Source organism: Microbulbifer hainanensis (genome assembly GCF_014904735.1).
Taxonomy (GTDB): domain Bacteria; phylum Pseudomonadota; class Gammaproteobacteria; order Pseudomonadales; family Cellvibrionaceae; genus Microbulbifer; species Microbulbifer hainanensis.
Genome location: NZ_JACZCR010000004.1, coordinates 50166 through 68390, shown reverse-complemented (window position 1 = coordinate 68390; position 18225 = coordinate 50166). Strand labels below are relative to the sequence as shown.

16 protein-coding genes are annotated in these 18225 nt (G+C 59.4%); 6 read left to right on the top strand and 10 right to left on the bottom strand.

Annotated elements, in window-relative coordinates; translation table 11 throughout:
* Positions 1-26 precede the first annotated feature (26 nt).
* The 6 genes from IG168_RS02145 to IG168_RS02120 all read left to right on the top strand — a co-directional run bounded on the left by IG168_RS02145 (position 27) and on the right by IG168_RS02120 (position 6738).
* Positions 27-2993: a carboxypeptidase regulatory-like domain-containing protein gene (locus tag IG168_RS02145; RefSeq protein ID WP_193161505.1), complete on the top strand. Its 2967-nt coding sequence runs from the start codon at positions 27-29 to the stop codon at positions 2991-2993.
* A gap of 161 nt (positions 2994-3154) precedes the next feature.
* Complete coding sequence (locus IG168_RS02140; protein ID WP_193161504.1) at positions 3155-3799, top strand: hypothetical protein; 645 nt, start codon at positions 3155-3157, stop codon at positions 3797-3799.
* Positions 3792-4208, top strand: a complete 417-nt coding sequence (locus IG168_RS02135; protein WP_193161503.1) for a GFA family protein — start codon at positions 3792-3794, stop codon at positions 4206-4208. Before IG168_RS02140 ends, IG168_RS02135 begins: the two co-directional genes overlap by 8 nt.
* On the top strand, positions 4209-5081 hold the full coding sequence (locus IG168_RS02130; protein ID WP_193161502.1) for a D-hexose-6-phosphate mutarotase: 873 nt from the start codon (positions 4209-4211) through the stop codon (positions 5079-5081).
* A gap of 32 nt (positions 5082-5113) precedes the next feature.
* Positions 5114-6082 carry a zinc transporter ZntB gene (zntB, locus tag IG168_RS02125; RefSeq protein WP_193161501.1) on the top strand — a complete coding sequence of 323 codons (969 nt, stop codon included), beginning with the start codon at positions 5114-5116 and terminating at the stop codon, positions 6080-6082.
* Positions 6083-6273: 191 nt separating this feature from the next.
* On the top strand, positions 6274-6738 hold the full coding sequence (locus IG168_RS02120) for a DUF3291 domain-containing protein (protein ID WP_193161500.1): 465 nt from the start codon (positions 6274-6276) through the stop codon (positions 6736-6738).
* A 9-nt stretch (positions 6739-6747) separates the two neighbouring features.
* Here IG168_RS02120 and IG168_RS02115 read toward each other — a convergent pair whose 3' ends face one another.
* The 10 genes from IG168_RS02115 to dksA form a co-directional block, all read right to left on the bottom strand.
* Positions 6748-7545 carry an acyl-CoA thioesterase gene (locus IG168_RS02115; RefSeq protein WP_193161499.1) on the bottom strand — a complete coding sequence of 266 codons (798 nt, stop codon included), beginning with the start codon at positions 7543-7545 and terminating at the stop codon, positions 6748-6750.
* Between the two features lie 48 nt (positions 7546-7593).
* Positions 7594-8406 carry a 3-methyl-2-oxobutanoate hydroxymethyltransferase gene (gene panB / locus IG168_RS02110; protein ID WP_193161498.1) on the bottom strand — a complete coding sequence of 271 codons (813 nt, stop codon included), beginning with the start codon at positions 8404-8406 and terminating at the stop codon, positions 7594-7596.
* 4 nt (positions 8407-8410) lie between these two features.
* Positions 8411-9097 carry a deoxynucleoside kinase gene (locus IG168_RS02105; protein ID WP_193161497.1) on the bottom strand — a complete coding sequence of 229 codons (687 nt, stop codon included), beginning with the start codon at positions 9095-9097 and terminating at the stop codon, positions 8411-8413.
* A gap of 61 nt (positions 9098-9158) precedes the next feature.
* Complete coding sequence (gene folK, locus IG168_RS02100) at positions 9159-9635, bottom strand: 2-amino-4-hydroxy-6-hydroxymethyldihydropteridine diphosphokinase (protein WP_193161496.1); 477 nt, start codon at positions 9633-9635, stop codon at positions 9159-9161.
* A complete protein-coding gene (gene pcnB, locus IG168_RS02095) occupies positions 9636-10985 on the bottom strand; it encodes a polynucleotide adenylyltransferase PcnB (RefSeq protein ID WP_193161495.1) in 1350 nt (449 codons plus the stop codon). It lies immediately after the preceding gene.
* Between the two features lie 895 nt (positions 10986-11880).
* A complete protein-coding gene (locus IG168_RS02090) occupies positions 11881-13269 on the bottom strand; it encodes a sigma-54-dependent transcriptional regulator (protein WP_193161494.1) in 1389 nt (462 codons plus the stop codon).
* A gap of 130 nt (positions 13270-13399) precedes the next feature.
* On the bottom strand, positions 13400-16360 hold the full coding sequence (locus tag IG168_RS02085) for an ATP-binding protein (protein WP_193161493.1): 2961 nt from the start codon (positions 16358-16360) through the stop codon (positions 13400-13402).
* Entirely contained in the window at positions 16350-16526 is a 177-nt protein-coding gene (locus tag IG168_RS02080) for a hypothetical protein (protein ID WP_193161492.1), read from the bottom strand. Before IG168_RS02080 ends, IG168_RS02085 begins: the two co-directional genes overlap by 11 nt.
* A 162-nt stretch (positions 16527-16688) precedes the next feature.
* Positions 16689-17573 (bottom strand): tRNA glutamyl-Q(34) synthetase GluQRS, encoded by an 885-nt coding sequence (gene gluQRS, locus IG168_RS02075; RefSeq protein ID WP_193161491.1) that lies wholly within the window; start codon positions 17571-17573, stop codon positions 16689-16691.
* An 83-nt stretch (positions 17574-17656) separates the two neighbouring features.
* Entirely contained in the window at positions 17657-18094 is a 438-nt protein-coding gene (gene dksA, locus IG168_RS02070; protein WP_193161490.1) for an RNA polymerase-binding protein DksA, read from the bottom strand.
* Between the last annotated feature and the right edge of the window lie 131 nt (positions 18095-18225).

The following is an 18225-nucleotide window of genomic DNA, read 5'->3' as shown; positions in this document are numbered from 1 at the left end:
TATAAAACCGTCTGGGAGACTTTCTCATGTTTAAGAAGAAAAAGCTGAGTAGTTCAGTCGAGGGGCAAAGAGGTACCGCCACCTTTGGGCGCGTCGCGGCTGTGGCAGCCGGCGCTTTGTTTTCGGCATCCGTTCTGGCGCAGCAGGTCGGTGGTATTACCGGTCATGTTTCTCTGGATAAAGGAGTGGAAGCCGAGGGTATTACCGTAAAGGCCACCAGTAACGTCATGCCCCGCGGGCGTACCGTGGTAACCAATGACGACGGCGATTTCAAGCTGCCGATGCTGATTCCCGGTGTCTATACCCTGACATTCACCGCCGAGGATGGCACTGTCCGCCAGGTAAAAACCGAAGTTCTTCTCGACCAGATGACCAAGGTCGACGTCAACCTGACCCCGCAAGTCGCCGATGGGTTGGAAGAAGTCACGGTTACCGGTGAAGCCGTCACCGTCGGTGGCAATGCTTCCCTGTCCGATGCGATCGGTGCCGATGTCATCAAGGGCCTGCCTGTGGGTCAAGATCTGAGAGACCTCATCAAGCTTGCGCCAGGTGTCCAATACACCGAAAACTCAGTGCGGGGCCCCAGCGCTGGTGGTAGTGGTCAGGACAACGTCTACAAGTTCGACGGGGTCAACGTAACATTGCCGATGTTTGGCACCCTGTCCGCGGAGCCGTCCAGTCAGGACGTGGAGCAGATTTCCGTAGAGCGTGGCGGTGCGCGCGCTGTCGGCTTCAACCGCTCCGGCGGGATCACGGTTAACACCAAGAACAAATCCGGTACCAACGAATACAAAGGTAGTGTGGAATACAAGTTCCAGACTGCCGATATGCGTGAAGCTACTGACGCGGGTACCAAATCCGAAACCGACCACAGCTGGATGACCGCCAATGTTGGTGGTCCGATCATCGAGGACCAGTTGTTCTTCTATGGATCCTACTACGGTCCCCGCGAAAGCCGTGACAACAAGGAAACCGCTTACGGGCCGACCAAGGACTACTCGAGTGAGCGTGACGAATACTATGGCAAGCTCACTTATGCCCCGATCGATAACGTACTGCTGAATGCTTCGTACCGCACGTCAGATCGTGTTAATCAGGGAGCCTCAATCGGATTCTACGAAGATGATTCCGTATCTGTCGGCGAGGAGTCAGGACAAGACATTCTGACTCTCGATGGTAGCTGGATTGTCAACGACGCCACTACCGTAAGCTTCCAGTACAGCGACTATGCACTGGAGACCGCCGGTGTCCCGGACACCATGCTGGGAGTACAGCCTGCTTACGGCCAGTCCCTGGATATCGCTAACTTGGATCAGATGGGTTACTTCAGCGTGCCTAGCTTGCGAGCGGATGATCCCGCATGGAACGACTTCGTGGCACCGCTGATCGACCAGTACGGCTACGGTAATCCAGACGGCGGAGGTGCCGTTGGTGGTTATTACCAGTCCAATCTCCAAAACTTTTACCGCAAAAATTTCGAAATGGCTCTGGATCATTCCCTTGAGCTGGGCGCTACATCGCATGAGATTCATGTGGGATACCAATGGTCCGAGGGGCAGGAAGAGTTGGCCAGACTGTCTAACGGCTGGGGTTCAATCCAAGTGATCGACGGCGCTGCCGATGCGGACGCGCCAGACAATGCCTATTTCCAGGGATACACTGAGCAGATGAGCCTGGTACAGGCCGATGGTACTCGGGTGCCGTCGATTAATTCCTTTACCGAGTCGCAGAACTTTGAGATCAACGACTCCATCTCCTGGGGTGATTTCATTTTCGACATCGGCTTCCTGATCAGCCAGGACACCTTGTACGGTCAGGGGCTGCGCGAGGCCAACACCCTGTCGGGCTATGAAGAGGCGCCGGGACACAAGTACGAGATGTACAAGGTCGACTGGAAGGACATGATTCAGCCGCGCCTCGGCGTGACCTGGGCCTACAACGGCGAAGACACAGTCTTTGCCAGCTTCGCCCAGTACAATCCGTCCGCGAGCTCCCTGGCCCGTGCTGCCTCCTGGGATCGCAACAGCCAGGCGACACTTGATGTCTACTGGGACGAAAATGGTAACTACATCAGCTCTTCACCGCGCTCCGGCTCTTCCGGTAAGCTGTTTGCCGACAATCTGGATCCGCGTCGTGTCGATGAGTTGACCGTTGGTACCACCAAGGATTTCGACAACGGCATCAGCCTGCGCTCACATATCCGTTACCGTGAGAGTTCCCACTTCTGGGAAGACGTGTGGAATGGTGCGCGCACTTACGGCTGTTACGGCGAGAACGATGCCTACTGCGTGCCCGACGATATCGCCGCCAAGGGTCTCTATATCGATAACCTGGACGAAATGCGTGATCAAATCGGCAGTGGCTCTTCTTTTGTCATTGCCGAAGTCGATGAGGGTTACACCAAGTACCTCGAGTTCAGTCTGGAAGCTTCCTGGATGGGCGAGCGCACATACCTGAACGCCTCCTACACCCGCAGCCGCTATACCGGTAATGTCGACCAGGACAACACCACGGCCAATAACGACCAGAACATTTTCATCGGTTCTTCGAACCTGATGGATGGCCGGGGACGCATGGTCTGGGATAACAAAGATGGCACCCTGTCCGGTGACAAGCCGCATCTGCTGAAACTGTTCGGCCAGTACACCCTGGACTGGAATGCCAATGTCGGTGCTTACTTCGTTTATCAGTCCGGTCAGCCTTGGGAGGCTTGGGACGGCTCCCTTTACGGTTACTCTAGCGGCACCATTCGGTATGCGGAAAAGGCCGGCAGCCGCCGCAGCGATAGCCATTGGCAGATGGATCTAAACTACACGCAAAACTTCAATGTCTATGCGGATTACATGTTGAAGTTCCGCGCAGATGTATTCAACGTGTTTAATAATCAGACGGGCTATAGCATTGACCCTTACGTTGACTCTGCCACATTTGGTGAGCCGACCCGCTACTACGCTCCACGCCGTCTGCAGCTGTCCGTAGGTATGGATTTCTGATCCTTTCCGGATTGCCCGGATAACGGGTTCTCGCTAAAGTAAGACGCATTGCCCCGGCTTCGCCGGGGCTTTTTTTTGTGCAGCGCTCTCTGCGGTGGTAGTAAGCATTCTTCACCCTTGTCCGGTAGAATCCCGTAAAAATAATTGACGGGAGAAGGACGTTGGTCAATTTCTGGCTTGCTGAAGTCCTGCTGGCACTGTCCGCCTTTCTGGTCGCCAGTCAATACTGGTACATCGCGCGGGATCGCTGCCAGTCACCGGCGTTGTTGATCGTTGCCGGTATGGTGTTTCTCGCCTTTGCCGCCCTGGCAGGTGCGTACCGCTACGGCGTCGATCCGCATACCACCGATCTGCACCGGATACTGTCCCGCCTGTCGGGCTATGTGACTTTCCTGTCTGTGGGGATTGCCCTGCTCTGGGCGCGATTGCGCTTGCCGATGGGCTATGCCAGTCGTGCTCCTGCCTACGTTACCCTGGTGCTGATTATCGGTATTGCCCTCGGCGCCGACGAGCAGTTTGCCACTGCGGGTGCCGGCCGCCTGTTGTCGACGCTGGGCCTGCTCCTGTGGCTGGGTGTGGCGCTGGCCGAATTGATCGCCGGCCGGTATTTGTCGCGCAAAATGGCCGTCGCGCTGGCAGTCGGGGCTGCGCTGGTTGTATTTGCAGGCCTCGTCGTCGGTAGCAGCGCAACTCGCAGTTTTGGCCTGGCGAGGATGAACTGGTTTCACCTGATGCTGGCACTGGGCAGCCTGCTGCTGCTGTGCGGCCGGCCCCTGTTTGCCGAGGGAGAAAAGATCGATGAATGAAGAACCGCTGAGCGTGCAGGGTGGTTGCCATTGCGGCGCCGTCCGCTTCCGGGCGCGCATAGAGGTCCCCGCGCAGGGCCCCCTGGTCGCCCATGCCTGTAATTGCTCAATGTGCCGGGCGGTGGGCTTTCAGCACCTGATTGTGCCTGCGGCCGACTTTGAACTGCTCGCCGGAGAGGGCGACCTGAGTTGCTACACCTTCAATACCGGTGTGGCCAAGCATTACTTCTGCCGCCACTGCGGGGTCAAATCGTTTTATGTACCGCGTTCGAATCCGGACGGGTACAGTATCAATCTACGCTGTCTCGATGAAATTCCGGCAGGTGTGGTGGTGGAGCCTTTCGATGGCCAGAACTGGGAGCAGAACGCCGGGGCACTCGCCCATTTGAGCAAAAAGGAGAACCGGTGAATGAGCGACTTACTTCTTGCGGAAATGATCCAGCACACCGATAGCGGTGCACTCTACGATAAGCCCGGGCTGCCCCTGCTGCTGGTGGAAACGCCGCTATGCAGGGCGGTGATTGCGGAGCAGGGCGCGCAGCTGCTGGAATTCCAGGCCGCCGATCGGGAGCCGCTGCTGTGGCTGAGCCCAGCGGCACATTTTATTCCCGGTCAGGCCGTACGCGGGGGAATCCCGTTGTGTTTGCCCTGGTTTGGCATCAACCGTCGCGATCCGGGTAAGCCCAAACACGGTCTGGCACGCACTCAACCCTGGCGCCTGCAGCACGCGCGTGCGCTGCCCGGTGGCGAGGTGGAACTGCACTTTGCTTTCAGCCACAGCGGCGATGCGCTGTTCGCGGCGGCGTTCGACTGTGCCGTGACCATGCGCCTCGGTACCGAGCTGCAATTGCAACTGCACCTGAAAAACGGTGGTGACGCCGCGACAGAATACAGTTGGGCCTGGCATACCTATTTCCCGGTCGAAGATATTGAGGAAATCGAGGTACACGGCCTCGAGGCCACTGAGTATCTCGACAATACCCGTGGACTGGCCCGCGCAACACAGCGGGGACCGCTGACTTTTCCCGGAGAGGTTGACCGCGTCTACGAAAATGCGCCGGCACACCAGCGCATTGCCACGTCGCACCCGATTGGCACGAGCAGCGAAAATTGTCATACCGTGATTGCCTGGAATCCGGGCCCGGAACTCGCCGCAAGCCTCGCCGATGTCGGCGAGCACTATCGCGGTTTTGTCTGTGTCGAACACGGTAACGCCTTCGCCAACAGCTGGCAGTTGGCACCGGGAGAATCCGCCCGGGCGATGCTGATTCTGCAACGCTGAAATCTGCCGCCTGGCGGTGGTATGGAGAAACCATGGAAGCGGGACTGATACACGCCTATCTGCTCGACGGTCGCGGTGGTGGCGGCGACCTGAGCTGGGGCGAGGTATTGAGCTGGCAGCCGCAGCAGGGCCTGTTATGGCTGCATTTCGATTACAGTGAAGCCGCCGTGCAACACTGGTTGCGAGAGGAGAGCGGGCTGGAGCCCCTGGTGGTCGAGGCGCTGCTCACCGAGGAAACGCGGCCGCGAACCACCGCGATTGGCGACGGCCTGCTACTGGCGCTGCGGGGAGTCAATCTCAACCCGGAGTCGAGCCCGGAAGACATGGTCTCGATTCGCCTGTGGGTCGAGGAAAACCGTATTGTCAGCACTCGCCGCCGGCGCCTGCTGTCGGTCAGCGACCTGCGCGAGCGTTTGCAGGCGGGTCGGGGCCCGGATAGCGCTGCCGCTCTGGTAGTGGCGCTTACGGACCTGCTGGTGTGGCGTATGAGCGACACCGTCGAAGCGCTAGAAGACAAGGCCGACGAGCTGGAAGGCCGCGTGCTGAGCGCGAGCAGCGCCGCCATGCGTTCTGAGCTGGCGCAGTTGCGCAAGCAGACCATCACCCTGCGCCGCTACCTGTCGCCGGAGCGCGAGGCTCTGGCACGTATGCTGGTGGAGAAGGTAACCTGGTTTGACGACCAGAGCCGTATTCAGCTGCGCGAAGTCAGCGACCGCCTGCTCCGCCATATCGAGGACATCGACGCGGTGCGAGAGCGCGCTGCTGTCACTCAGGAAGAGCTGTTGAGCCGCAATTCGGAACAGCTCAATAACCGTATGTACGTCCTGTCGGTGGTTGCGGCGATCTTTCTGCCCCTCGGCTTCCTCACTGGTCTCCTGGGGGTGAATGTGGGCGGCATTCCCGGTGCGGAATACCCATCGGCGTTTTTGATTTTCTCCGGTTTACTGGTACTGGCGGTAATACTGCAAATCGTGGTTTTCCGCTGGAAAAAATGGCTTTAACAGGCTGTTGAAACAGTATTTTTTCAGCAGCCTGATAACCCGGCCATGGAAGGCCGGGCCGCAAATCGAGCACGTAAGTGCTTGATTTTTTGTGGAGGGTTTGCGGACATGCGCCGCAAACCCGGGTTGAAAAAAGCCACGGGTGGCCTTATTCAACAACCTGTTAAGTATCTGCATGGAGGGACAGGGAGATGTCCGAGCAATTTCACCTCGCCCAGATCAATATCGCGCGAGCACAGGCTCCGCTGGATCACCCGGTCATGAAAGGCTTTGTCGACCAGCTCGACGCAATCAATGCGCTGGCGGATCGAAGTCCCGGATTCGTGTGGCGGTTGCAGACGGAAGAGGGCGATGCGACCGCCATCAACGTCTTTGGCGATGAGCTGATTATCGTCAATATGTCCGTGTGGACGTCGTTAGCGGCACTCAAAGGTTATGTCTATAGCGGTGAGCACCTGGAGGTGCTGAAGCAGAAGAAAAGCTGGTTTGAAAAACTATCCGGCCCGAGCCTCGCCCTGTGGTGGATACCTGCAGGTAAACAGCCGACGGTTGATGACGGCAAGGCGGCGCTGGCGCAGCTGGATTTGAAGGGGCCCACGGCCCAATCTTTCACATTCGCGCGACCATTTGCTGCGCCGCAACCGTCTTTTTCCTGAGCGCGTCGATCAACCAAATACGGTTACTGTCTGCCGGGAAAATGCGACCAGTTTGCCCTCGGCGCTCCAGAGTTTTGCCTGAATCACGCCGTAACCATCCGCGGCCTGTTCGACATCGGCCAGGTATTGCCACCACTCTCCGCCGGTTTGTGCCGGCAGCGGTTCAACAAATTCGATGGTCCATGTCAGAGAGCTGGCGGGTGCCGGTTGTTTCAGCATGGGCAGCAGAGCGGGAGGCCAGGCATCGATCAGCGCCAGCAGGTGAGTAATGGATACCGCGGAGCGGGTTTCTTCGTCGGTACGAAAGCGCACCCAGCCACCCAGGCGGTTGTTGCTGCTGCCGCTGAACGGCAGGTCGCCGGCGGAAATACGGAAGTCAAAATGCTGGGTGAACTCTGGAATGATCCCGGGCGCATCCGGCAGTGTCGGGCATTCATCCGGTGCGCGCATTGCGGGCGCGCGATCACCGGTGACATGGATACTTGACTCGCGGCGGCGGCCGAAACTGGCGAGGGCAGCCAGTACCACGTTCCCGTCCTGCACCATACGCCCTTCGACCTGGGTGACAGAGCGGCCGGAGCGTAGCGGATTGGCGTTTACTTCGATATCACCGCTTGCGACTGGCGCCACAAAGGAAAAGGTGAGTGAGCGCAGACTGGCTTCGGCATCCACGCAGCCGGACATCTTTTCATACAGCATGGCCGCTACCAGGCCGCCGAATGTCGCGCGTCCCTGGGCCCAGCCTTCGGGAATCCCTTGTACCGGCGAGGGACTCTGCCAGTTTTCCCGCAATTGATCGAATTGCATGCGTCGTTTTCCTACCGCAGTGAATCTTCCGGCATTTCGCCGGGAATATTATTGAAAAGTATGGGCGTCGTCGGGGAAGGTGCCGTTCTTGACGTCTTCGGCGTACTTGCGCAGGGCGCCGGGAATATCACCGGCTTCAATCAGGAAGTTTTTCGAAAACTTGGGTGGCTGTTCGGTAAGCCCAAGAATGTCGTTAATTACCAGAACCTGCGCGTCGGTATCGCGGCCGGCGCCGATGCCGATGGTGGGCATGGATACGGCATCGGTGATGCGCTTGGCCAGATGCGCCGGTACACATTCGAGTACCAGCAGGTCGGCGCCGGCTTCGTCCAGTGTCGCGGCATCATCGAAGATCTCGCCGGCCTGATCCTGATCGCGGCCCTGTACACGGTAGCCGCCGAGCTTGTGTACCGACTGGGGAGTGAGTCCCAGATGCGCGCACACGGGAATACCCCGGTCGGTAAGCATCCTGACCGTTTCCCCCAGCCAGGCGCCGCCCTCGATCTTCACCATATGGGCGCCGGCCTGCATGATGCGGGTGGCGTTGGTGAGCGCCTGCTCCGGCGTGGCGTAGGTCATAAAGGGCATGTCGCCCATGATCAGTGATTTCTTGTTACCTCGGGCGACCGCTTCCACGTGGTAAATCATCTGTTCCATGGTCACCGGAATGGTGCTGTCATAGCCCAGCACTGTCATGCCGAGGGAGTCGCCGATCAGTACGGCTTCCACGCCGGTCTTCTCAGCCATGGCCGCCATAGGAGCGTCGTAGAGTGCGACGGTAATGAACTTTTCGCCGTCCGCTTTCATTTTGCGCAGCGTCTGGATCGTGACGGGCTTTTCCAGTGCGGTGGGTGCGTACATAACTTCAGTTCCCCGGATTGTAGTAGTGGCGGCCGCTGCTTATCGTGAGCATGTATTCCACCAGCTGGCGGTAGTCTTCAGGACGATTGACGATATCGATGTCTTCGCTATTGACGATCAGCAGGGGGGCGCCGTCGTAGTAGTGGAAGAAGTTGGTATAGGCCTCGTTGAGTGTCGCCAGGTAATCATTGCTGATCGAGCGCTCGGCGGCGATGCCGCGAGTACGAATACGCTCCTGCAACACTGCGAGCGGCGCCTGCAGATAAATAACCAAATCGGGTTTGGGGGCCTGCAGTGTCATGTGCTGGTAGACCTGCTGGTAGAGTGCCAGCTCGTCGCTATCGAGGGTGACTTCGGCAAACAGCTGGTCTTTGTCGATCAGAAAATCCGACACACGCACCGGTTTGAACAGGTCGTCCTGGCGCAGGGCCTGGATCTGTTGGGAGCGCTGCAGCAGGAAATGCAGCTGGGTCGGCAGGGCGGCACTTTTGGGATCCCGGTAAAAGCGCTCAAGGAAGGGGTTGTCTTCCGGAAGTTCGAGCAGCGTATCGTAATTGAATGTGGCTGCGAGCTTCTTCGCCAGGGTAGTTTTACCCACGCCGATATTGCCTTCTACGGCAATAAAGCGCGGTAGGGTCTTGTCCGTGAGGTCCGGTTCGTAAGTCTGGGTTTCGCCGGCTTCTTTTGCCACAGTTTACTCCTTTATCGTGCTTTCCTTAGCCGCTGCCGTATCTGCGCAAGAATGGGCGGCTTCAGGTTTTCTCCAGGCGGTTGGGCGGACACTGTCGGATAAGGTCTTCCAGCGTATCCCCGTTGGGAAGTCGCAAGTGGGGCTCCAGTTCCGCCAGGGGGATCAGTACGAAATTGCGCTCTGCGATACGGGGGTGAGGCACCTGCAGACGCGGTTCGTCGATCCGCCGCGAGTCGAGCAGTAGTATATCCAAATCGAGGGTGCGGGCACCCCAGCGAATGTGTCGTTCGCGTCCATGTGCGGCCTCGATGGCCTGCAGTTTATCCAGCAGTTCGAGCGGCGCCAGCCCGGTCTCCAGTTCGGCGACGGCATTGATGTAATCTGGCTGCTCGCCGGGGCCGACAGGCGCACTGCGGTAAAAACTGGAATGCCGCAACAGCCGGGTCTGCGGCATTGCGCCCATGGCATCCAGGGCACTGCACAGCTGCTGTTGTGGTTCGGCCAGATTACTGCCGAGGCCGATAAAAGCGCGCATCATCTATTCGGTCCGTGGCTTGCGTCGCCGCCCGCCGCGGGAGCCCCTTCCGCGGCGACGGCCGCCGCCATCGCGCTGCAGGCTGCGCACCATCTCCTGGCGCTGTTCCTGGTCCGCTTGTTGAAAGTCTGTCCACCACTGGCCGAGACCCGGTTCGATTTCACCGGACTCTTCGCGTAACAACAGAAAATCGTAGGCGGCGCGGAAGCGCGGGTGCTCGCTGAGGCGCTGGGCACGCTCGCCGTTGCGGCGCGGCAGGCGCAGCTGCATGTCCCAGATTTCCCGCATCGGAATGGAGAAACGCTTGGGGATGGCCGTGTGCGCCAGCTGCGAGCTAGTGATTTTCTGTGCGGCCTGGGCCATCGCTGGTAGTGGTGGGGTGCCTTTACTGATCAGGCGCTGTTGTTCCCGATTGACCGCCGGCCACAGCAGTGCGGCGTAAAGAAACGCCGGGGTAACACGCATGTCGGCGCGGATGCGTTCATCGGTATTGCGCAGGGCCTTGCGGGTGAGTTCCAGTGCGGCGGGGTCGTCCAGCAACGCGGCGTTGTCGGGAAACAGGTGTTGCCACAGATGGTATTCGCGCATCAACTCGAATGTGCGTTCACCCTGTCCACTCATCAGCAATTTCAGTACTTCGTCGAAAAGGCGTGCCGGTGCAATATTGCGCAGCAGTGGCGCCAGTTCTTCGAGGGGAGCGGCAGTTTTTTCCTCGATTTGAAAATCCAGTTTGGCTGCAAAGCGCACCGCCCGCAGCATGCGTACCGGATCTTCCTTATAGCGGGTCGACGGGTCACCGATCATGCGGATCAGGCGCTGCTCGATATCGCGCACACCGCCGGTGTAGTCGTGGATTTCAAAACCATTGGTGGTGTAGTAGAGGGCGTTGACGGTGAAGTCGCGGCGTACCGCATCGCTTTCGAGATCGCCGTAGACATTGTCGCGCAGCAGCATGCCGTGCTCGGATTGCTGCGCCTCGTGTTCCTCGCCGTCACTGTGGTGACCGCGGAAGGTGGTGACCTCGATGATTTCGCGGCCGATGCGGGCGTGCAGGATACGGAAGCGGCGCCCGACGATACGCGAGCCGCGGAAGAGCGCTTTGGCTTCTTCCGGTGTCGCGTCCGTGGCGACATCAAAATCCTTGGGGTGGCCGCCCAGCATCAGGTCGCGGACGCCTCCGCCGACGATATAGGCCTGGAAGCCGGCGTCCTGCAGACGTTTCATCACGGTGAGCGCGGCACGGCTGATATCCCGGCGCGATAGATTGTGGTCACTGCGGGCGACGACGCGCGGTCCGGCGGGTTCCTCTGGCTTGCGCCAGCGCTTAATACTGTTGATCAGGGAATTGAGCATACGGCTGTCTGTTTTGACTGCTGCCAACGTGTTGTGGCTGAAAGGCCCGGCCGCTCCTTGTGCGGATGTGGCGAAGCTAATGGAGGCGGATTCTACCACAGGCACGGGCAAGCGCCCGCAACCGGGGAACTTTGCCAGCAATGACAGTCAAAGTCGGTAAGAAAAGAAAGGGGATTGGGAATTATTGTTATTAGGATGAAGGCAGCGGCTTCCTTGCGCTATCAATTTGCTGTCTAGCAAACACCCTCTCCCAGGTACAATCAGTCAGTTTGTAACGCGCTTGTCGTTATTTTTGTTGTCTTCTGCTTTATTTTTATTATTTATTGTTATTGTTCTGCTTATTTTTATTTTTCTTTCGGTTTTGGTCCCTGTTTGCTTTTATTGTCGACCGCCCCGTTATTGTTATTGTGTTTCGCCCGCTTATTGTCAGTTGTTATTAGGGCTTAAACAGTCATTTATTTTTATTCTTGGCTGTTCTTCTTGTTTGTACTACATACAAAGCATTTACTGTGCCAACTTTAAAAAAGCGTTATAAATCAATAACTTAAAAATTTATCGATGTCTGAGGCGCCAGCTGTGAGGGCTTTGGCGTTACGGATGGCGCGGCAGTTGTTACTCACGGTGAGACCGGGGTAACACTTTCCTTTGTTACCTAAAGTGGGAACATTCCCTAAAGAAGACGATGGTGCCCGAACACCGGTTCGTGGCGTCGGTAGTGGCTATTGCGAGGTATCTGGTGCAGGAATCGGAGACTGGAAACAAGTCTGTTTCAGCGCAGCGATGAAAACCGGGAAATAGTTGCTGGGATTCGTGAGGTTCGTGTGGGATGGGGACCGGGTGACCGACGTGGTCACCCGGCGTGTGCCAGGTTGCGGTTTGCCGGGCGACCGGGCGATCAGGCCTCGGCTGCGGCGCGCCGGCTTTTCTTGCGGGGGATACCCAGTTTCTGGCGGCGCTCCCACAGGCACTTGCGGCTTACGCCCAGTTTCTTGGCCAGTTCGGTCTCGCTCATGGTCTCCTGGTGCTCGATGACGAAGCGAGCGAAGTAGTCTTCCAGAGAGAGGTCCTCGCGCGGATCTGTGTGTAGGCTGCGCGGACGGCGCTCCGGATCCGCCTCCTCGACCGGCACCAGGTCCAGGTCAATATCCAGGGTGCGGTGGTTGATTTCGGTGCAGTGATCGTCGGTGAGGATGACGGCGCGCTGGATCGCATTCTCCAGCTCGCGCACATTACCCGGCCATGTGTAGGTGGTGACGGCCTGGATTGCCTCCGGCGACAGCTTGAGCGTGGGGCGCTCTACACGGGCACAGAACTTTTCCAGCAGGTTTTCGGCGATTGCGAGCACATCTTTGCCGCGTTCCCGTAGTGGTGCCAGCGTCATCTGCACCACATTGATCCGGTAATAAAGGTCCTCGCGGAATTTGCGTTCGGCAGCGAGCTGGCGCAGGTTGCGGTGGGTGGCCGCCACTAGCCGCACGTCCACCTTGCGGGATTCCACCGCACCGATCGGGCGCACTTCACCTTCCTGCAGTACGCGCAGCAGGCGCGCCTGGGCCTCGAGGGGCAGTTCACCAATTTCGTCAAGGAACAGCGTGCCACCATCGGCGGCAGCAACCAGGCCTTCGCGGGCCGTCTGGGCACCGGTAAAAGCCCCTTTTTCGTGACCGAAAAGTTCTGCTTCAATCAAGGTTTCCGGGATGGCCGCGCAGTTGACCGAGATCAGCGGCTTGCCGGCGCGGCGGCTCTCCTCGTGGATGGCACGTGCCACCAGCTCCTTACCGGTACCGGTTTCACCATGGACCAGAACGGTTGCATCGGTGGGCGCCACCTTGTGAATACGGCTGTACAGATCGCGCATGACCGGGCTGTCACCGATCATGCCGGCAATGGCGCGGCCGGGGCCCTTGTTGGCCGGCGCCTGGGCGCGGCTCTGCTCGGCTTTGCCGATCACGCGGCGCACGGTCGCAATCATTTCATCGTGATCGAAGGGTTTGGCGATATAGTCGGCTGCGCCCATACGCATCGAATCCACGGCGGAACGCAAACTAGCGTAACTGGTCATGATCAGCACGGGTACGTCGCCGGCCAGCTTCAGCAGGTCGGTACCCGGCGCGCCGGGCAGGCGCAGGTCGGATATGATCAGGTCCACATCGCTGAAGCGGTACTTGGTGGTCGCCTCGCGCACTGAGCCGGCTTCGCTGACCCGGTAGCGGTGGCGCTCCAGCAGCTTGCGCAGCGCCGTGCGAATGATGGCTTCATCTTCGACGATCAGGATGTGGCTCATTTGTTACGCCTGGTTACAAAACGTTCAGTGAATGCGTAGTTTTACTTGCTGAGCGTTTCGATGCAACTCAAACAAGCCAATTTGTATAAAGTTTGCACAGTCTTTGCGTGAAATTAGCCCGTGGTGACAATTATCTTGCCAGTGGCAGCTGAACGATGAATTTTGCTCCACGGCCGGTTTCCGGGTGTGCCGGGCTGATCAGCTCGAGCTGGCCCTCGTGCTCTTCCACGATGCTGTACACCATCGCCAGCCCCAGGCCGGTGCCCTGACCGGGTTCTTTGGTGGTGAAAAAGGGTTCCAGGATACGTTCGCGGTGCTCCGGGGAGATTCCCGGCCCATCGTCAGTGACCGAGACACAGGCGCTGCCGTGGGCCACGTAACCATCGATCTGGATGTGACCGCCATCGGGGCTGGCATCACGGGCATTGCTGAGCAGGTTGATGAACACCTGGATCAGCCGCTGGTTATCCCCCGGCGCGATCAGGTCCTCCGGCACCGAATTGGCAAAGGTGACCTGGGTCTTGTCGCGCTGCAGAGACAGCAGCTGGACCGCTTCCTGCACACAGGCGTAGAGATCGACCGGTGCGCGCTGGGTATCCTGGCTACCGCTGTGGGAAAAATTCACCAGCGAGTGAACGATGCGGCTGATGCGCTGGGTCTGGCTGAGAATCTGGTCGGCGGTATCGTGTACCTCGGGGCTGTCAGATTCGAATTGCAGGTTCTGCGCGAGGCAGGCGATGCCGGTGACCGGGTTGCCCACTTCGTGCGCCACACCGGCGGCCAGGCGTCCGACCGAGGCAAGCCTTTCGCTGTGCATCAGCTCCTGCTCCAGGATCTGCGTCTCAGTAATGTCCTCGATCAGCAGCATCTGGCCATCGCCGCGCTGGGTACGCGCGCCCGTAGCGCGGTTGCTCTTCAGGCGCGTCTTGTGCAGGTTGAGCCAGTGGCTGTTGCCGTCGAGACTGACCTGTTGCTTGAAGCGGCTGGCGTCGGCAGACGCGGCGAACTCGCTCAGCAGTGTTCTCCAGGGCTCGATCAGGTAATCCAGCTTAGAGCCGAGTACCTCGCTGGCGGCAATACCGGTGACGTCCTGCATGGCGTAATTCCACAGCAGGATCTCGCCATCGCGGCCGAGTGAGCAGGCCGCCAGTGGCAATTCTTCCAGCATCTGCCGGTGGTAGAGACGCAGGTTATTCAGTTCCGCCGCGAGCCCGGTGAGCTGGTTCTTGTAGCGGCTCAAGCGCGATTCGATCAGGTGGATATCCTTGTTGGCCGGCTGGTCGCTGTTCTTGAACGGGAAGTGCCGGTCGATGATCTGCCCCGCCAGTACCCGGCCCAGCAGCCCCGACAGGTTGGCCTCCAGTTTGTTGCGCAGCCGGCGCAGGGCATAGGGGCGGCGCTCGTCGTCGGGTAGGTTGAGTTGGCGCAGGGCGCGATTCACTTCCTGGTTGGCGGTGGCAGCGCCGAGACTTTCAGAAAGACGCTCGCGGAAGTCCGTCGCTGTCTGCACGTCCAATTCCAGGCGCAGCGCCTGGCTCAGGGTTTCGTCACTGCACAGGTCCGCCGCGTACTGCTCCAGGCTGCTGGGACGGGTCAGCAGCGATCCCGCCACAAACAGCAGGATGTTGGTGCCGAGGGACAGGGTCGTTACCTTGGTCCAGATGGACATGCCCAGCGGGATCACCAGATCGGTACCCGGCACTGTGACGCCACTCAACCCCACGACCGACGGAATCAGCAGGCCGCCGGCCCAGATAAACATGCCGGCCAGCAAGCCGGCAATAAATCCGCGGCGGTTGCCGCGGGGCCAGTGGATGACGGCAAAGATACCGGGTAGAAACTGCAGGGAGGCAATGAACGCCAGTAGCGCCAGATCGGACAGGCCCAGGCGGTTATTCAGCAACAGGTAAAAGGCAAAACCCGCCAGGAACAGGGCGGCGACCAGCGCTCGCCGCAGCCACACCAGCTGGCGGTACATATTGTCTTCCGAGTGCCAGCGGGTACCCGGTAGCAGCCAGTGGTTCATGACCATCCTAGACAGGGCCAGGGTAATCATCACCAGTGCACCGGTGGCGGCAGAGAGGCCGCCGATAAATGCCAGAATGGTCAGCGGCGCCGAGCCGCTGGCGCGCGGCACGGCCAGGGAGAAATACTGCACCGGTTCGGTGACGTCGAGGGCGAAGCCCGCCCACATGATCGGGAAGATCGGTAGGGCCATCAGCAACAGAAACAGCGGGAAGCCCCAGCTGGCATAGCGCAGTGTCTGGGTTGCGGGGCGCTCGGCGATGCTCAGGTAAAAAATGTGGGGCATGGCAACGGCGGTTGCAATAAACACCAGCAGTAGCGTGTGCGAGGAGCCCTGCTTGATGGGGGTGTAGAGCAGCTGCTGCATGTCACTGTTCTGTGCCAGCCACTGGTCCAGCCCGGCCAGATTGCCGAATACGCCGTAGACCGCGTAGAGCCCGACTGCCAGCAGGGCGACTAATTTGACCACCGATTCCAGCGCCATGGCACTGGCGAGTCCGGCGCGGCGCTCGCCGCTAGCGCCGTACATGCTGGTAAACACGGCGAGCAATACGCAGTAGAAAAAGGCAATCAGGTTTTTGCTGGTAACGCCGCTGTCCGGCAGCGCCAGTGCGGCGACACTGTCGCGGGACAGCAGGGCAAGGGTCTCTGCCACCGCCTGGATCTGCAGGGCGATCAGCGGCAACAGGGCCAGCAGCATGAACAGGGTCGCGAGGGTGCCGGCCTCGCGACTGTGGTAGCGGAATACCAGCAGATCGGCGGGCGAAGTCAGCTGGTAGCGCTGCGCCAGCCGCGACAGCGGCTCCAGCGCCACCGGCGCAAACAGGAACATGGCGCCGGTACCCAGGTAATAGGCGAGCACGCCGTAACCGTATTGCCAGGCCAGGTCGACAATGCCGTAAAAAGTCCAGGCGGACAGGGACACGCCGAGCGACAGCACATAAATCAGCGGGTGGCGCACCCAGCGCGATGGCAGCCAGCCCTTGGACGTGGCGAAGGCGACAAAGAACAGTGCCGCGATGTAAGCGACACCGATCAGCGCGATGTGGGCGATCTCAAAGCTCATCGGACTTACGCCTCAGCTGCACGATGATCGCCAGCAGGATCAGCACGAACCAGAGGATAAACGGCCGGTACCAGGCACCGGATGGATTGATCATCCAGGTGAAGATCGTCGGTGAGAAAACATACCCCACTAGTGCCAGCAGGATTAATAAGGTGCGGTTGCTCATAAATTAAATGCTGGAGCCCGGAATAGTGGCTGAGTTTGACGGGGCTGCCCGTGGCCGCGATCAGCAGTGCACAGTTCGGTGTTTCCGTGCGCTGTCACAGGCGGCGCTGACACCGTAATTGCTAGCGCCGAATTGGCGGAAAAGAGTAATTGTCGCACAGCTTCAGTGCAATTGCCGGTCGCGCCGGTCAACCTGCTGGCGTTGCCAGCGGGCTGCCGCCCACTTGAGGATATGTTCCGGGGCTTCCCTCTCCAGCCCGGCTGGCGGACGGAAGCCGAGAAAAGCCAGCGCCGTGCAGAGGTTTTCTCCGGCGCGATGGTCGTCGATGGCCGGGGCGTGGTTCTGCTTGCTCAGTTTCTGGCGGCCATCCGGGCCCATCACCAGCGGCAGGTGGCCGAATTGCGGTGGCACTGCGCCGAGCGTGCGGAAAAGGAACTGCTGGGCGCCGGTAGTATCGAGCAGGTCGGCGCCGCGCACGATATGGGTGATGCCCTGATCGATGTCGTCCACAACGACGGCCAGTTGGTAGGCGTACAATCCATCGCGGCGCTTGAGTATCGTGTCCTCACCAATTTGCTGGTGCTGTTCACCGCGCCAGAGATCAATGAAGGATTCGGCGACACCGGCGCACTTCAGGCGCCAGGCGGCATTGGCGCGACCGTTGTCTGTTCCTGGTGTACCCCCGCGACAGTTGAGATTATCGTGCCCTCCGGCGGCGCGGATTTGCGCGCGGGTGCAATAACACGCGTAGAGCAGGCCGCGTTCCGTCAGCTTGGCGAGGGTGTCTTCGTAGAGGGCGTGGCGGCGGCTCTGCCATTCGAGAGCACCGTGCCAGTGGAGCCCGTGGGTCTCCAGCGTGTGGAGAATGCGATCGGCGGCGCCGGGTTCTTCCCGCGGCGGATCCAGGTCTTCCATCCGCACCAGCCACTGTCCACCGTGGGCGGTCGCATCGAGGTAGCTGCCCAGGGCGCAGGCCAGCGAGCCGAAATGTAACGGGCCGGTAGGGGAGGGCGCAAAGCGGCCAATGTAGGGAATGGCGTTGTTCAAGGTCGTGTGGGGTGATTGCGTTGGTCACCCGATGAAAGACGGGCGATCACGAGGATCGCCACTACTGAGAGTCGCTGGCGCAATCAGCCGGAAATCTGCTTTTCCTTGATCTCTGCCAGGGTTTTGCAGTCCACACACAGGGTGGCCGTGGGGCGTGCTTCCAGACGACGGATGCCGATCTCAACACCACAGGCTTCACAGAAGCCGTAATCGTCCTGCTCGATCAGTTCGATAGTCGCGTCGATCTTCTTGATCAGCTTGCGCTCGCGATCGCGGGTGCGCAGTTCCAGGCTGAACTCCTCTTCCTGGCTGGCGCGATCGGCCGGATCCGGGAAGTTGGCTGCCTCATCCTTCATGTGGGAAACGGTGCGGTCCACTTCCGCCATCAGCTCGGCCTTCCAGGCCAACAGCAAGTTGCGGAAATGCTCCTGCTGCTTCTCATTCATGTACTCTTCGCCCTTCTTCTCCTTGTAGGGCTCAAAGCCGTGCAGAGAATCGGTGCTCGCAGCAGTTTTGGGCATAGTCGTTGCCTCTCTATCTTTACTGGCCCCCAGTAATGGGGACGATACCACCAAATTCAATCTAGCCTAGTCCGGAATATTCCGGAGTGATGCATTTTTGACCCGTTTACTGGGCTTGCGATGACAGGCTA

Coding starts and splice junctions, on each gene's coding strand:
- IG168_RS02145 (WP_193161505.1), top strand. CDS start 27: ATGTTTAAGAAGAAAAAGCTGAGTAGTTCAGTCGAGGGGCAAAGAGGT.
- IG168_RS02135 (WP_193161503.1), top strand. CDS start 3,792: ATGAATGAAGAACCGCTGAGCGTGCAGGGTGGTTGCCATTGCGGCGCC.
- IG168_RS02130 (WP_193161502.1), top strand. CDS start 4,209: ATGAGCGACTTACTTCTTGCGGAAATGATCCAGCACACCGATAGCGGT.
- zntB (WP_193161501.1), top strand. CDS start 5,114: ATGGAAGCGGGACTGATACACGCCTATCTGCTCGACGGTCGCGGTGGT.
- IG168_RS02120 (WP_193161500.1), top strand. CDS start 6,274: ATGTCCGAGCAATTTCACCTCGCCCAGATCAATATCGCGCGAGCACAG.
- IG168_RS02115 (WP_193161499.1), bottom strand. CDS start 7,545: ATGCAATTCGATCAATTGCGGGAAAACTGGCAGAGTCCCTCGCCGGTA.
- panB (WP_193161498.1), bottom strand. CDS start 8,406: ATGTACGCACCCACCGCACTGGAAAAGCCCGTCACGATCCAGACGCTG.
- folK (WP_193161496.1), bottom strand. CDS start 9,635: ATGATGCGCGCTTTTATCGGCCTCGGCAGTAATCTGGCCGAACCACAA.
- pcnB (WP_193161495.1), bottom strand. CDS start 10,985: ATGCTCAATTCCCTGATCAACAGTATTAAGCGCTGGCGCAAGCCAGAG.
- IG168_RS02090 (WP_193161494.1), bottom strand. CDS start 13,269: ATGAGCCACATCCTGATCGTCGAAGATGAAGCCATCATTCGCACGGCG.
- IG168_RS02085 (WP_193161493.1), bottom strand. CDS start 16,360: ATGAGCTTTGAGATCGCCCACATCGCGCTGATCGGTGTCGCTTACATC.
- IG168_RS02080 (WP_193161492.1), bottom strand. CDS start 16,526: ATGAGCAACCGCACCTTATTAATCCTGCTGGCACTAGTGGGGTATGTT.
- dksA (WP_193161490.1), bottom strand. CDS start 18,094: ATGCCCAAAACTGCTGCGAGCACCGATTCTCTGCACGGCTTTGAGCCC.